This window comes from Pseudovibrio sp. POLY-S9 (assembly GCF_001431305.1).
Taxonomy (GTDB): domain Bacteria; phylum Pseudomonadota; class Alphaproteobacteria; order Rhizobiales; family Stappiaceae; genus Pseudovibrio.
The window spans coordinates 73,457-87,489 of record NZ_LCWX01000238.1; the positions used below are offsets into that span (position 1 = coordinate 73,457).

A 14,033-nucleotide genomic window follows, 5' to 3' on the forward strand; every position below is an offset into this window, starting at 1 on the left:
TGTCAAGGCCTGCTCATTCGGCAGTTAAGCAACCACCTCTTCAACACCAACCAATTCAAAGGACCCAATCGGCGTCTCAACTCCGTTCAGCAACACTGCCAGCCGATGTTCTCCCTCGTAATACCGACGTGTTGTGATTGGCCGAATACTGTGTTTGCCTGAAATACGCAGCGTCTGCCCAGCGCTCAACTCGCCTCTCCGCCACTTGAACACCTTTGGGGCCTGTGTCCCGTTCGCTTTGCGATGGTAGATAACAAAGTCCAGCATAAACGGAACTGCCTTCTCAGAGGCATTGCTTATCTCCGCAGAAAAGGTCAGTCCCGATCCATAAACCACCCGATCAGTATCCAACACACTGCGCACCACACACGTATGCTCTGCATCATACCCAAGCACAGCAAGGCTCGGCAGATGGGCCGCCTTCACATTGCTCCGCAACGCATGCCGCACCAACCGCAATCTACGCTCGGTTGGTTGCTCGAGCCAGCGTCCACAAACCTCTGCAGTTAAATCAGGGTGATCCTTGGAAATGTCATTCAGATGATTTGCAACAGACCGGCGCACATACTCAGTCTCATCATCTTTAAGCTTCTCCAACAATGGCAGGCACTTATCTGGGGCTTCAATAAAGCCCTTCAATCGCTGTCCCCATGGCAACCTTGGCCGTGTTCCCTCAGAAACAAGCCGCCGCACATGCGCACATTCATCCTCAGCCCACTCAGCAAGAAGCGTCATTGCCTCCTCTTCATAGCGTTCAATAAACGGACGAATAGCAAACTCAGCTGAAAAGCGACGCGTCATCTCTTTCATAGCAGCCATCGAGAGCTCAAACTTCTCTAGGCATAAAGCAGCACGCAATCGGAAAATGGCATTGTGACGAAGCCAGAAAGCCCGCTTCCATCATTCTCCCAGACTGGCTCATCCTCCATAGCCAACGGAGCCGAGAGCGTCGTCATCATAATCCGCAGCGCTTCGCTATAATCCTCAGGGAGATAACGGCGCAAGCAACGCGCCAGATGGAGCGAACGCTCTTTCAGCTCCAGTTCACTCAAACCATCCAGCGCTTCAGCTGTGAAACCAGAAGCAAGAAATGAGGGATGAACCCCTGCCAAAGCAGAGGCCATCCGTTCAATAGATGCTTGATTGAAAACCTCTTTAAAAGGCTCAGCCATAAGTACCCATCACACTAAAGAATTCCATTGCACCAGCTTTGCGCGGCTGATGTTCACGGCTCATATCAATCAAAGAAAAATACGCCTGTCCGGCTTCATGTTGACCAGCGGCGGCAAAAGCCTTTTCGCTTGCACTGCTATCCGCCCAAACAACAATATCAGCATAAGCACCATCTTCATGCTTCACCAATGAACGGCGAATAAACCCTTTATGCTCATTCAAAAACTCCGCCTGAAACCGCTCAGAAGCAGCAACAAGATCACTTTCACTCTTGCCCTCAGCAAGATGAAAGGGTGCAAACTCAATCACTTGGTTGGTCATCATTATTTTCCTTCAATATTCGGATGACCTGTTTGTATGGACATATATGTCATTTAATGACACATTTCTTTAATGAGCAATGAAACAAGCCGAGCAACCAGAGCAACAGCCTTAAAACGCCTTGATAGGCTTGAGCAAATTGAAGCATTGCTCAAATCTGGTGAGTGCCCCACAACGCATGATCTGGCAAAAGAGCTCGGCATTTCCCAAAGAACTTTGTTCCGGGATCTGGAACTGCTCCGCGAGCGAGGTTTACCTATTGAGGCAGATAAAGGTCGCGGAGGCGGCATCCGCCTTCAATCTCGCTGGGGTGTCGGCCGCCTCAAGCTGGAATACAAGGAAGCGATCGACCTCCTCATCAGCCTCGCCATCGCAGAGAACATGCGCTCCCCTCTGCTGCTGGCCAACCTCAAACCGATCCGCCGCAAGTTGATTGCATCCTTCTCTCCAGAGCTCCGCTCCCGTGTCGACACATTGAAGTCCCGCATCTGGATTGGCGAAACGGCCTCTCTTCATGTCTATGGATCTTTTGAAGAATTTGACAGCGAAGCAATAAGCCCTGTCAACGAAGCCTTCTTGATGAGCAGGTGCATCCATATTCAATACAGCGATCAGAACGGCAACCTTTCTCACCGAACCATCGAGCCACACTACCTTTTTCTGAGTTACCCGGTTTGGTACATTATGGCCTGGGATCACCTTCGCAGCGCCGTCCGCACCTTCCGTCTCGATCGCATAAAATCCGCCCAAATGCACGACAAAGGCTTCGCCCTAAAGCCCAAAAAGCCCTTCATAGACGCCATCGACGGCATCGAGCCCGCAACGCCTTAGTCGTTGATGTACCTTAGTCATCAAAGCTTCAACAAACATTCATAGGCCTGCCATGCGGTGCCCCTAACCAGAAAACACTTAACCGCAAAACTATTCTGACAGGGGATTTTTCATGCGCGTTCTTCGCACTTCACTCTTGGGCGGCATTTCCGTTGCTATGTTGGCAGCTGGCCTTTCTGCTGCAAATGCATCTGAAGCAAAGTTCTTTAAACGCATCGCGACCATGCCGGTTTACGAAACACTGGCGGAAGGCGTAGACCGTAAATCCGAAACCGTCGCAGAAATCATTGCTGCATCTGAAGACGGCAAAACCCTTGCTTTCACCGATGGCCCTCAGGAAGCAATCGTCTTCCTTGATGCAGCCAACCCAGCACAGCCAAAGCCAGCAGGGCGCACAGCACTGGGCGGCGAGCCAACTTCTGTTGCAATCTCAGGCAATTACACATTCGCAGGCGTCAACACTTCTGAGAGCTACACCGCTCCATCTGGCTATGTAGCCGTTATCAACACTGCAACAAAACAGATTTCAGCAAAGTGTGATGTAAAAGGACAGCCAGACTCCGTTGCAGTGTCCAAAGACGGCAAGTTCCTTACGATCGCCATTGAAAACGAGCGTGACGAAGACCTGAACGATGGTGCTCTACCGCAGATGCCTGCAGGTTTCCTCACCATCTTCGATCTGGACCAGAACGGCATGCCGAAAAACTGCGATACCGTGCGTATCGTGGAAATGACAGGCCTTGCAGCTGAAGGCGGAGATGATCCGGAACCAGAGTTTGCTTCCATCAACGGCAACAACCAAGCCGTTGTTACACTTCAGGAAAACAACCACCTCGCAATCGTTGACCTAGCTTCCGGCAAGATCACCAGCCACTTTTCCGCTGGTACCGCGACAGCACAAAACGTGCCGGTCAGGAAAGCTCGCGCCTCTGATGCGTCTGGATCAAAGATAGATATTCCCCGTGAACCGGATGCTGTGGCCTGGATTGATGATAATCGCTTTGTGACGGCAAATGAGGGGGATTACAAAGGCGGGTCTCGTGGGTTCACCATCTGGAACAAGGACGGCGCCATCGAGTTTGACAGTGGCAACCAGATGGAACATCTGGGCATGTCGCACGGGCATTACCCGGCCAAGCGTGCACACAAGAAGGGCACTGAGCCAGAGGGTGTAACCGTTGGTAAGTTCGGCGGCGAGACCCTGATCTTCGTGAACTCCGAGCGCGGAAACTTCGTAGCAGTGTACCGCGACACCGGCACCGAACCAGAATTCGTTCAGTTCCTGCCAACGCACATCGGCCCGGAAGGCCTGCTGGCGATCCCATCCCGCAATCTCTTCGTTGTTGCCAACGAGAAGGATAACGTGAAGGACAAAGTCCGCGCCCATGTCGGTCTTTATGAGTTTGGCGCGACCTCTGCTGAGTACCCGCAGCTGGTTTCCAACATCGACCCGGAAACCAACGCACCCATTGGCTGGGGCGCAATCTCCGGCATGGTCGCAGACAAAACCGATGCCAACAAACTCTATGCCGTCTCAGACAGCTTCTACGACAACGCCCGCATCTTCACGTTGGATGTTTCCAAACAGCCCGTTGAAATCACAGGCCACATGGATCTGACCGGCGGCACCGCCAAGAAGTACGACCTCGAAGGCATCGCCCTGCGCAAAGACGGCGGCTTCTGGTTGGCATCAGAAGGCAACGCGAAGAAGGAAATGGAGCACTTCCTGCTTCAAGCCTCTGCGCATGGTGTCATCGAAAAAGAGATCAAACTACCAGAGAGCCTCATCGCACAGGCAAAACGCTTCTCTCTGGAAGGCGTAACTGAGTTTGAGATGAACGGCAAAACTCTCGTGGCCGTTGCTGTACAGCGTGAGTGGAACGACGATCCAAAGGGCATGACCAAGATCGGCATCTACAACCCTGCTGATGAGAGCTGGGGCTTTGTGCACTACCCGCTGGATGCACCACGCAGCGCAGCCGGTGGCTGGGTCGGTCTTTCCGAAATCACATCTCTTGGCAACGGCAAGTTCGCAGTCGTAGAGCGTGACAACAAAGGCGGCAAGGAAGCAGCCATCAAGCAGGTTACTGTGATCTCTCTGGAAGGTGTCACCCCTGCCCCGCATGGCATTGAGCTGCCAGTGCTGACCAAGAAGGTTACTCTCGATCTTCTCCCAGCCATGTCCGCAACCAACGGCTGGACACCGGACAAGGTTGAAGGTCTGGCAATCACCAAAGATGGTCGCATCCTCATCTCCACCGACAATGATGGCGTGGACGATGCAAACGGCGAAACCCTCTTCTTCTCCATGGGTGATGCAACTCAGCTGAACTAGCCGATTGAAATTTAAGAGACAACAAAGCCCGGTCGAGCAATCTGCCGGGCTTTGTGCTGTCTCAAGGCAACAACGCAAAGCCGACGAACCTACTCAAAGCCAGTAGATATTACTACCTACAAACAATCTATGCGTGCTGTATCAAACAATACAGCCATCAACCAAACTAAATCACAACAATACAACCACCAATTACTATTGATTCTCAATAAACACGGTGGCCTCATGCCCATATCTAATGTAAATACAACACAAACAACTGTTCAAATTGAAAACAACGCAAGCCTCGCGCAAGTTAATACTAAAGCACACAATCCTCAAGCTTGAATGATTCCGCCTTAAAGGCAGAACCGGAACACAAAACAGGCTTCTACTACGCACCCTTCGCATCTGAGGATGTCTTACTTTTCGCAGCAGGCACCAATCAAGCCCGCAACACCGCTGGCAAGGAACCACGCCATATTATCGTGGCAAATGATGCTGCTAAAACCAAACTGGAAACGCTCAAGCAGCAGCTGGTAGAAAAGAACCAGGCTCAGGCCAGTGACATTCGCGAAAAGGCAAATGCAGTCATCTCGGAGTTGAACCTTGAGGGATTTGAGCTTCTGGATTTTGTATCATCAGATGCCTACACAGACATGCTGAAGCTGGCACAAAACTATTCCTTTGAAGCAGATGTTCTGCAGCAGGCAAACATTATCAGCAATGAGAAAACCGGCATTCTGGGCACGCTGAAAAGCGGTGAGAACAAAATCTACGTACTCGGCCACGGCGCTAACGGCTCTAACGAAATCTCCAGCAAACGAAGCGCCAGTGAGGAAGGCTATGAAACAGTTTCCTCAAAAGGGCTGGCTGAGCAACTCTCAAAAGGCGGTCTGGATAAATCATTCACCGATATACGCGTCGAAAGCTGCTACAGCGCAGATGCAACCGCACCAGAGTCATTTGATCCGGAAGAACTGAAACTTTCCTCCGAACCTGGCTTCATAGATGCACCAGAGGATCCAGAACTCGACGGGACCAAAGTTTTCCCTTTTGCGCAGTCCTTAGCGAATGAACTCAAGAGTGCTGGCTTTGAAAGCCCGGAAGTTGCCGGTTATCACGGCGCGGGAAAAGCCTACTCAGAAGATGCCCATAGATACCAGACACTCCACACAGACGATGCACCAGTGGCCAGAAGCTCTGATGTGCGGCAGATATTTATTCCGGTCTGAACCTACAGCTTTACAGAAGCCATCAGCCTAAGCGCATAAAGCCCAGCAAAACTCTTGGCCGGGCTTATTGCTTAGCCTTTACATTTTGCCAGCCTGCTCAAGATAGCATCAGCTTGAGTCCAGAGGATCGCACTCCCCTCCTCTGCAATCTGATGGAGCTCAGAGCAGCTCAGGCGCGTGGCAAGGCTACTGCCAAAATCAGGCGAATGCACCGGGCTCGTATCCTTGAGGCCATACCATAACTGCACCTCCTGCTTGATGTTCTCAACGTTGAATGACCAGCGCCCCATCGCAAGCCGCGTATCACGGGCATAGCCGGCTGCCCCCTGAGCAAAGCCCGAGGCAAGCGCATCACAATAAAGAGGTGCAAACGATGCTGAGGCATAAAACGCGCGGTCTTCTTCCCCGCTCATCCCCTCAATCATCTGCCACAGCCAGTCTGCTGTCGCCATGCCTGCAATGTCAGCCTCAAGACGGTCCGGATCATCGCAAGCCAAAGAAACCATACCCTTCAACTCATCAGGAAGCTTGGCAAACATATCGGGGAAAGCCAGCTCATCCTGACCGGACACAATCGCAACCCCATCAACAAGACCAGAAGCTGCCAGTGCCAATGCAAAGGGCGCCCCCTGCGAAAAGCCAATCGCAAACGCCTGATCGGCCTTCACAAAATCAAGCAGTTCTTTGATATCCTCTGCCCAGCTTTCAAAGCTTTTCTCAGGATCTGCACCGGACTTCCCCAATCCCGGACGATCAACAGAGAGGACACGCAGACCCAGATCCTTTGCGGTTTGCTCTCCAAACGGAATGGCAGAGGCCATTCCTGCACCCTGACACACAATCACGGGTCGCCCCTCAGCATCGCCCCATTCACTCCATGCAAGGGTGCGGTCACCGGGTAGATTTATTGTTCCTTCTTGCAGCTTCACAAACGTATTCCTCAATGCAAATTCAAAAACTAAATCAACAATCTAATTAGGCAGATGATCTCTTCCTGCCCTTAAAGCTGCATCTAACAAAACGGGTAATCACTGCAAGATCAAGCCAGCAAACAGATTTTTTCCCAGCCGCGTAGACGCCTCCTAAAAAGAAAGCCCGGGGAAACTCCCGGGCCTTATCGCTTAGTTCTTCGTAGCAAGCTGGGCGCTCAGCGAACTAAGTTCCTCAATATGCCAGAACTCGTGGATCTTGCCGTTCTCAATGCGATAAACCTCAAAACCGGCAATATCAAAGGCATTCCCATTAGCTTCAGCACCAAACAGCCCATCAGTGTTGGTGCCTTTGTAACGCCAATAGATCAGAACTTTGTCATCACCGATTGGCTCAACCATACCAAGCTCATGGCGGGAGTCCGGTGCGCCTGCTGCCAGGGCTGTATAGGTCCCCACTGCAAACTGCTTGGCGTTTTGTCCCTCACGGCCATTATGGTCCACCATGTCATCGGCATAAAAAGCTGCCAGTTTATCCGCATCAAACGGGCGACTGTCCGCAACCTCATAGAATTTGCTCAAAAGATCAGTCGCTTCAGTGGCACCAGCAACTGCGGTTGAAAGGGCAAGAGCTGCAGTAGCTACAGCAAGCTTCACTTTGTTCATCGGTGTGTTTCCCTTGTTTTCATTAGGCAAACCCCATATGAAAGCAAAGAAGCAGAACGTCTAGTACGCACTATTTTAGCAGCTAGTATATAAAAGGGTACTGCCCACCATGAGCGATGACAGCAAAGACACAGCCAGAGCATTCATCGGCTATGAAACCTGCCCTGTGCGCCGTACCTTGACTGTTTTGAGCGGTAAATGGAAGCCATTGATAATATACGAGCTTCTGCCTGCACCCTGCCGTTTCAACGAGCTGAAACGCAGACTGCCCGGTGTTTCTCAACGCTTATTGACAGCACAACTCCGCTCTCTGGAAGAGGATGGAATTGTCGACCGTAAAGTCATGGAAGTTGTACCACCGCATGTGGAATACTCCCTTTCAGAAAAGGGCAGATCCCTGCAGCCGGTCCTTCAGGCAATGGAAACCTGGGGCGAGAACGAGGTCAAAAACTTCCCGATCTCTTAATCCTTGCGCTCATAGTGATAGGTGATCTTGGGCTTGTTCTTGCCGAACAGGATCTTCAGGATCACAATGGGGATAGTGATGGCAATAACGGCCAGCATCAGGCCGGAAGCAAATCCGATAATGAGGAGGATAAATGCCAGTAAAGCCATCGCGAACAAAATCGCAATCACCCGCCCGGTTATATATTCCAGAAAATTCAGCATCACCATCTCCAACGGGCATATCTTCCAAAACCGGCGCCGGTTTTCGGTTCAGGATACGCAAATAAACATCCAAAACAGCACCGTTGCTATGTGCGCTGTTTTAGAGCTACCCAAAGGGTACACCACTAGAAGATGGCGATGCAACTGAAGAGAATCAAGCGTTCTCGTGCTTTTTCGCTGCCGGGTTATTCCCCCGCTCAGCATTCAGGTCAGCAAATGTTTTGCCAGAGGCAACCAGCTCCTCAAGCAGCTTCGCAGGCTGCCAGAAGTAAGCATCTTCCTGCGCATACACCTTGATATTATTGAGGATTTCCTCAAGCCCAATCTCATCCGCATACTGCATCGGGCCACCACGCCAACGCGGGAGGCCATAGCCGTAGATCAGCGTCATATCCACGTCCAGCGGCCGCAAGGCAATGCCTTCCTCAACCACCTTTGCAGCCTCATTCACCATGGCTGCCATGTACCGATCAAGGATCTGCTCTTTTGAAAGGTTTTGTGCGTTGATATGTTTTTCTTTGCGTTCCTCTGTCAAAATCTCGAGAACAGCAGGGTTTGGCGTGCCTTTCCGCGCACCTTCCTCATAAACGTAATAGCCCTTGCTGGTTTTCTGCCCAAACCAGCCTTGCTCACACATGCGGTCTGCAAATGTGAAATAGCGTTCACGTGGATCACGGGTTGGTGCTTTCCGCTTACGGGTTGCCCAGCCGATATCCAGACCTGCCAAATCAGCGACTGCATATGGCCCCATCGGGAAGCCGAACTCCAGCATCACCTCGTCCACCTCAAACGGCGATGATCCATCCACCACAACTGCATCAGCAGCTGCACGATAAGTCGCCAGAATGCGGTTGCCGATGAAGCCATCACAAACACCAGCCCGAACAGCAACCTTGCGCATGATCTTGCCAAGCTGGAAACCAGTCGCAATCACATCTGGAGCAGTCTTGTCCGCAACCACCACTTCCAGTAGTTTCATGATGTGCGCTGGAGAGAAGAAATGCAGCCCAATCACATCCTGCGGGCGCTTGGTAACAGCGGCAATAGCATTCACATCCAGATAAGAGGTATTGGTCGCCAGAACAGCACCGTCCTTACAAACCTCGTCTAGTTTCTGGAACACCTGCTTCTTCACAGTGATGTCTTCAAACACCGCCTCAACAACCAGATCCACGTCAGAGAGCGAGGCATAGTCCGTGCTCAAAGACAAGGCTTCAGCAAAGATCCGCTGTTCCTGCTCTGCTGAAAGCTTGCCCTTCTTAACGGCACCACCAGTATTCTTGGCAATCGTCGCTTTCGCGCGGCCTAGAGCCTCATCATCCCGCTCAATCAAGGTAACAGAAAGCCCGTTCATCAGCGCACTGGTCGCTATGCCAGCGCCCATAGTACCACCGCCGATCACGCCGATAGATTTCAACTCGCGTGGAGCAATGCCTTCAATTTCAGGAAGCTTGCCAAGAGCCCGATCCGCAAAGAACGCATGTGATAAAGCGCGGTGTTGAGCCGAGTTCTTCAGCTCCATAAACATCTCACGCTCTTTCGCCATGCCATCTGCAAAGCTGGTTTGACTGGCAACTTCAATGGCTTCAACGCATACCACTGGCGACCTCTGACCACGTGCCCGCTTGGCAACCGCAGCCTTGGCATCCTCAAACACTTTCGGCTCAACAGCCGCAGCAACCAACTCAGAGCAACGGCACAGCGGCGTTCCGTTGTCGATCACAGACCGCGCGAACGCGAGGCCTGCTGCAACCGCATCAGCCTTTTCGCTCACCTCATCCAGAATGCCAGCTGCTTTGGCAGCATCAGCACCAAGCTGCGCACCGCTCGGGATCATCTCCAGCGCTTTCTCGTAGCCCGCCAAACGCGGCAAGCGCTGCGTGCCGCCAGCGCCCGGAATGATACCCAGATGCACTTCCGGCAAACCAACCTTGGCGCCCTTTACCCCAACGCGGAAATGACAACCCAGCGCAACCTCAAGCCCGCCGCCCAGCGCAACACCATGAATGGCAGCAATCACAGGCTTGGAGCAGGCTTCAATGCCATCAATCACATCAGGCAGATGCGGCTCAGTGGCCGGGCGCTTAAACTCACGAATGTCCGCCCCCGCGATGAACACCTTGCCAGCGCCAACAATCACCACAGCCTTCGCCGCATCGTCTTCTTCAAACTGCTTGATACGCGCAACCAAATCCTGCCGGATCGCCAGAGACAACGCATTCACCGGCGCATTGCTCACGGTCATAACCGCAACATCACCACGCAACTCATAGGAAACCTGACCAGATGATTTAAATGAAGAAGACACTCGAAACTCCCTAAGGCAAAGCGCACTCCCGCGCTGCACAATTACTCGCAATTCCACGTAGTTTAACAGGGCACAGCAGGAATTCTAGTTGTAAAATACAATTCTAATATGCGGAATTTAAGAAGAGAAACTCGCCTACAGCGGCTCATCCAATCCATTAGGCAAGGAGATCCAGAGCACAGTTTGGGCATCTGGAGAATGGCGCGAAAGGTGGCCTTTGCCATGCGTATCCTCAATAAGCACAAACTCCCCAGCGCCGACTGTTCGAACTTCCCCGTCACTGGTTTCATACTCAACGGACCCATCAAGCCTCACAGTCAAAATCCGATCAGGCACACTATGCCATTCCACCTGTCTCATACCTGCTGGAATGTGAGAGAAACGGACGCGCGAAGCCGGATAACTGGCACTCACATCAAACGGAGTTGCATCAGGATGCACCGACACTTTCTGCGTCAGTATCTCAGCCTCACCAAAATGCGACTCCCCATCCGGCGTTGCGTAAATCCGTAGACACTTCACAGCAGCAGCCCCTTCAATCTGACCAAGATATCGCAAAATCTACCTACCATGCCGCAACCAGAAGACGAAACAAGTACTCCAGATAATACAATCCCCCTTCATAGCGACATCTCGGCATACCTTTTCAGGATGTCTCGCTTGGATTTTAAGGGGGAAGCATTCAAACGCAGCACATCGCTAAAAAACGAAACTGGTATGGTGTCTCCCAGGAAGCGAGAAGAATATATCTACGCCATCAATGCCATAATTGCTTGGATAAGCGGTCCATTGTTGCCGTAAAAACTAGCAACCATAGCTGCCATGAACTGATCAGCTTGAATTTGCTCCACGTCCATCGGAAAACCTGAAATTTCAAAGAGAATGCTCAGTAAGGTTAGCTGACAACGTCCATTTCCCTCTCGAAAGGGATGAACGGCATTTATTTCTGCAACATAATAAGCTGCACGCTTCGCAAATGTTATCGGGTCCTCAATCAGCGTGAGGTGATTTTCAGATGCCAGTTGAGCAAAAATCTTGACCATTTCCTGCTCAATAAACTCAGGATAGCAAAACCAGCTATCGCCTTTTCCTGTCCGAATTTCTCTCGGCTTCCCTGCCCAGTCATAAACGTCTTGGAAAAAATGATGATGGATTGCCTTGTAGTACTCATAGTCCAATTCACCAGCTGGTAAAGGTTCCTCAGAGCGTGTCAGGAACATAAGCTGCTCGAACTGATCCAGCTCACTTTGGTCGGTCAAATCTAGTTTATTTTTAAGAACATGTGTACCTGGATAGCATAGCGGATCTTCTATTGCATTATAACGGCTCATCACCTTGATTTCTTGCTAAAACTGCGAGAAATAGCTGAACGCAAAGCATCCCCCTTCAAGCCTTCGCTTTCATGAAGGGCAATCGTCCTCTCCCATTTCTTAGTCAAAGTCATACCTTCAACAAGCGCAAACCTTGATGCTTTTTTTTTGCCAAGCGGAGAGACAGAAATCCGTCCACTTACGGTCGAGCGTTTGATAATATTACTTTTCGTCATGCGCAAAGCTTAGCATAAACAATTAAAAAAATGCAAAAGCTGCTTTCTGTTACAACTGGTTAAAAAGATAAGAACCGAATCCCTCTCAATAAGAAGATACCAATTCGATCAGTGATCCAATATGTAGAATGTTCATTCCCAAAACAAAAAACCCGGCGCCTTACGACACCGGGTTTCTCGTTTAGTCTTGGAAGTGTATCCCCGAAAAGTGGATACCGGTTTTCGGACAAAGATACGCCCGAAAACGACGCTTACTTGGAAGCGTCTGCCCAGCTCTTGATCAGCTCGTCGTAGTCAACGGTAACCGGAGTTGGTTTTTCGTTAGCCAGTTTGGCTTTCGGTGCGCCTGGCTGGTTCAGCCAGAAATCGCGATCCTTAACTTCGTTGAGCTTAGGACCACACTCGCCCTGAACACCAGCACGCTCAAGACGCTTCAGAACTTTGTCCTGAGCAGCTGCAAGAGCGGTCATAGCTTCCTGAGGAGTTTTCGCGCCTGAGGATGCATCACCAATGTTCTGCCACCACAGCTGAGCCAGCTTTGGATAATCAGGAACGTTGGTACCGGTTGGAGTCCACTGTACACGAGCTGGAGAACGGTAGAATTCTACCAGACCGCCCAGATTAGGTGCACGCTCTGTGAAGGATGCATCGCGAACGTCACTGTCACGTACGAAGGTCAGACCAACGTGAGACTTCTTCAAAGAAGTTGTCTTCGCAACGGTGAACTGAGCGTAGAGCCATGCAGCTTTTGCACGATCTTCCGGGGTAGACTTCATCAGAGTCCAGGAACCAGCATCCTGATAACCCAGCTTCATGCCTTCTTCCCAGTAAGCACCCTTCGGAGAAGGAGCCATACGCCACTTAGGAGTGCCGTCTGCATTCACAACTGGAATACCCTCTTTCACCATGTCTGCGGTGAATGCGGTGTACCAGAAGATCTGCTGAGCAACAGAGCCCTGTGCCGGAACCGGACCAGCTTCAGAGAACACCATGCCTGGTGCTTCAGCCGGAGCGTACTTCTTCAGCCACTCGATGTATTTGGTGATGGAGTAAACCGCAGCAGGACCATCGGTTGCACCACCGCGCTCAACGGAAGAACCAGCTGGGGAACAACCGTTTACACGAATGCCCCATTCATCAACTGGCAGACCGTTTGGAATACCCTTGTCGCCAGCACCTGCCATGGAGAGCCATGCATCGGTAAAGCGCCAACCCAGGGATGGATCTTTCTTACCGTAGTCCATGTGGCCATAGACTTTTTCGCCGTTGATTTCTTTCACGTCGTTGGTGAAGAACTCAGCGATGTCCTCATAAGCGGACCAGTTAACCGGAACACCCAGCTCATAGCCGTATTTCGCTTTAAACTGAGCTTTGATGTCTGGGTTTGTGAACCAGTCATAGCGGAACCAGTAAAGGTTCGCGAACTGCTGTGTTGGAAGCTGATACAACTTGCCATCTGGGCCAGTTGTGAATGAGCGACCGATGAAGTCTTCAACATCCAGAGTTGGCAGCGTAACCGCTTTACCTTCGCCAGCCATCCAGTCAGTCAGGTTACGAACCTGCTTGTAGCGAGCGTGCGTACCGATCAGGTCGGAGTCGTTGACGTAAGCATCATAGATGTTCTCGCCAGACTGCATCTGGGTCTGAAGCTTCTCAACAACATCACCTTCACCGATCAGGTCGTGAGTAACTTTAATGCCGGTGATTTCGGTAAATGCTTTTGCAAGAACCTTCGCTTCGTATTCGTGGGTCGCAATGGTTTCGGAAACCACTTTGATTTCCATACCTTTGAAAGGCTCAGCTGCTTTGATGAACCAGTCCATTTCCTTCATCTGCTCTTCCTGAGAAAGAGTAGAAGGCTGGAATTCATCGCTCACCCACTTCTTCGCGGCTTCCATGTCTGCAAAAGCAGAGCTGGATGCGCAAATCATGGCTGCAAAGCCAACGGACGCTAAAAGCTGACGTCTCATATATATTCCTCCCGACTATATTTTATTGCACTGAAAGTTCCCCTAAACATCAGTGCGGAGAAAAAAGCTCA

At 51.2% G+C, this 14,033-nt stretch carries 15 protein-coding genes; 4 read left to right on the forward strand and 11 right to left on the reverse strand.

Annotated features, from left to right (window positions below; genetic code table 11):
• Window positions 1–24: 24 nt before the first annotated feature.
• From PPL9_RS26200 to PPL9_RS26205, 3 genes are read right to left on the reverse strand one after another with little or no spacing between them, the layout of a single operon-like run.
• On the reverse strand, window positions 25–819 hold the full coding sequence (locus tag PPL9_RS26200; protein ID WP_208989646.1) for a DNA alkylation repair protein: 795 nt from the start codon (window positions 817–819) through the stop codon (window positions 25–27).
• 17 nt (window positions 820–836) lie between these two features.
• Window positions 837–1,172: a hypothetical protein gene (locus tag PPL9_RS33780; protein WP_208989647.1), complete on the reverse strand. Its 336-nt coding sequence runs from the start codon at window positions 1,170–1,172 to the stop codon at window positions 837–839.
• Window positions 1,165–1,494 carry a hypothetical protein gene (locus PPL9_RS26205; protein WP_152986834.1) on the reverse strand — a complete coding sequence of 110 codons (330 nt, stop codon included), beginning with the start codon at window positions 1,492–1,494 and terminating at the stop codon, window positions 1,165–1,167. The genes PPL9_RS33780 and PPL9_RS26205 overlap by 8 nt, the downstream gene beginning before the upstream one ends.
• Before the next feature lie 72 nt (window positions 1,495–1,566).
• Here PPL9_RS26205 and PPL9_RS26210 point away from each other — a divergent pair, with 72 nt between their 5' ends.
• The 3 genes from PPL9_RS26210 to PPL9_RS26220 all read left to right on the forward strand — a co-directional run bounded on the left by PPL9_RS26210 (window position 1,567) and on the right by PPL9_RS26220 (window position 5,874).
• Window positions 1,567–2,325, forward strand: coding sequence for a WYL domain-containing protein (locus PPL9_RS26210; protein WP_057465469.1), 759 nt, complete (start codon window positions 1,567–1,569; stop codon window positions 2,323–2,325).
• Between the two features lie 112 nt (window positions 2,326–2,437).
• The gene (locus PPL9_RS26215) at window positions 2,438–4,660 is read left to right on the forward strand and encodes an esterase-like activity of phytase family protein (RefSeq protein WP_057465470.1); all 2,223 of its coding nucleotides are present in this window, start codon (window positions 2,438–2,440) and stop codon (window positions 4,658–4,660) included.
• A 323-nt stretch (window positions 4,661–4,983) separates the two neighbouring features.
• The gene (locus PPL9_RS26220; RefSeq protein ID WP_057465471.1) at window positions 4,984–5,874 is read left to right on the forward strand and encodes a hypothetical protein; all 891 of its coding nucleotides are present in this window, start codon (window positions 4,984–4,986) and stop codon (window positions 5,872–5,874) included.
• Between the two features lie 71 nt (window positions 5,875–5,945).
• Here PPL9_RS26220 and PPL9_RS26225 read toward each other — a convergent pair whose 3' ends face one another.
• Both PPL9_RS26225 and PPL9_RS26230 read right to left on the reverse strand, forming a co-directional pair.
• Entirely contained in the window at window positions 5,946–6,803 is an 858-nt protein-coding gene (locus tag PPL9_RS26225) for an alpha/beta hydrolase (protein WP_057465472.1), read from the reverse strand.
• A gap of 192 nt (window positions 6,804–6,995) precedes the next feature.
• Complete coding sequence (locus PPL9_RS26230) at window positions 6,996–7,469, reverse strand: ester cyclase (RefSeq protein WP_057465473.1); 474 nt, start codon at window positions 7,467–7,469, stop codon at window positions 6,996–6,998.
• A 109-nt stretch (window positions 7,470–7,578) separates the two neighbouring features.
• Between PPL9_RS26230 and PPL9_RS26235 the strand changes: the two genes are divergently transcribed.
• On the forward strand, window positions 7,579–7,935 hold the full coding sequence (locus PPL9_RS26235) for a helix-turn-helix domain-containing protein (RefSeq protein WP_057465474.1): 357 nt from the start codon (window positions 7,579–7,581) through the stop codon (window positions 7,933–7,935).
• Here PPL9_RS26235 and PPL9_RS26240 read toward each other — a convergent pair.
• The 6 genes from PPL9_RS26240 to PPL9_RS26260 form a co-directional block, all read right to left on the reverse strand.
• Window positions 7,932–8,138 carry a hypothetical protein gene (locus PPL9_RS26240; protein ID WP_152986835.1) on the reverse strand — a complete coding sequence of 69 codons (207 nt, stop codon included), beginning with the start codon at window positions 8,136–8,138 and terminating at the stop codon, window positions 7,932–7,934. The two genes, PPL9_RS26235 and PPL9_RS26240, sit on opposite strands and share 4 nt — an antisense overlap.
• Window positions 8,139–8,292: 154 nt before the next feature.
• The gene (locus PPL9_RS26245) at window positions 8,293–10,446 is read right to left on the reverse strand and encodes a 3-hydroxyacyl-CoA dehydrogenase NAD-binding domain-containing protein (RefSeq protein ID WP_057465476.1); all 2,154 of its coding nucleotides are present in this window, start codon (window positions 10,444–10,446) and stop codon (window positions 8,293–8,295) included.
• Window positions 10,447–10,581: 135 nt separating this feature from the next.
• Window positions 10,582–10,968, reverse strand: a complete 387-nt coding sequence (locus PPL9_RS26250; protein WP_057465500.1) for a hypothetical protein — start codon at window positions 10,966–10,968, stop codon at window positions 10,582–10,584.
• A 227-nt stretch (window positions 10,969–11,195) separates the two neighbouring features.
• Window positions 11,196–11,777: a Fic family protein gene (locus tag PPL9_RS26255; RefSeq protein ID WP_057465477.1), complete on the reverse strand. Its 582-nt coding sequence runs from the start codon at window positions 11,775–11,777 to the stop codon at window positions 11,196–11,198.
• A complete protein-coding gene (locus PPL9_RS32135; RefSeq protein WP_152986836.1) occupies window positions 11,777–11,992 on the reverse strand; it encodes a hypothetical protein in 216 nt (71 codons plus the stop codon). The genes PPL9_RS26255 and PPL9_RS32135 overlap by 1 nt, the downstream gene beginning before the upstream one ends.
• A 251-nt stretch (window positions 11,993–12,243) precedes the next feature.
• Window positions 12,244–13,962 carry an ABC transporter substrate-binding protein gene (locus PPL9_RS26260; protein ID WP_057465478.1) on the reverse strand — a complete coding sequence of 573 codons (1,719 nt, stop codon included), beginning with the start codon at window positions 13,960–13,962 and terminating at the stop codon, window positions 12,244–12,246.
• Between the last annotated feature and the right edge of the window lie 71 nt (window positions 13,963–14,033).

What these genes read in the sequence shown, in the direction of transcription:
- PPL9_RS26200 (WP_208989646.1), bottom strand. Translation starts at nt 819, where the DNA reads ATGGCTGCTATGAAAGAGATGACGCGTCGCTTTTCAGCTGAGTTTGCT.
- PPL9_RS33780 (WP_208989647.1), bottom strand. Translation starts at nt 1,172, where the DNA reads ATGGCTGAGCCTTTTAAAGAGGTTTTCAATCAAGCATCTATTGAACGG.
- PPL9_RS26205 (WP_152986834.1), bottom strand. Translation starts at nt 1,494, where the DNA reads ATGACCAACCAAGTGATTGAGTTTGCACCCTTTCATCTTGCTGAGGGC.
- PPL9_RS26210 (WP_057465469.1), top strand. Translation starts at nt 1,567, where the DNA reads ATGAGCAATGAAACAAGCCGAGCAACCAGAGCAACAGCCTTAAAACGC.
- PPL9_RS26215 (WP_057465470.1), top strand. Translation starts at nt 2,438, where the DNA reads ATGCGCGTTCTTCGCACTTCACTCTTGGGCGGCATTTCCGTTGCTATG.
- PPL9_RS26230 (WP_057465473.1), bottom strand. Translation starts at nt 7,469, where the DNA reads ATGAACAAAGTGAAGCTTGCTGTAGCTACTGCAGCTCTTGCCCTTTCA.
- PPL9_RS26235 (WP_057465474.1), top strand. Translation starts at nt 7,579, where the DNA reads ATGAGCGATGACAGCAAAGACACAGCCAGAGCATTCATCGGCTATGAA.
- PPL9_RS26240 (WP_152986835.1), bottom strand. Translation starts at nt 8,138, where the DNA reads ATGCTGAATTTTCTGGAATATATAACCGGGCGGGTGATTGCGATTTTG.
- PPL9_RS26255 (WP_057465477.1), bottom strand. Translation starts at nt 11,777, where the DNA reads ATGAGCCGTTATAATGCAATAGAAGATCCGCTATGCTATCCAGGTACA.
- PPL9_RS32135 (WP_152986836.1), bottom strand. Translation starts at nt 11,992, where the DNA reads ATGACGAAAAGTAATATTATCAAACGCTCGACCGTAAGTGGACGGATT.
- PPL9_RS26260 (WP_057465478.1), bottom strand. Translation starts at nt 13,962, where the DNA reads ATGAGACGTCAGCTTTTAGCGTCCGTTGGCTTTGCAGCCATGATTTGC.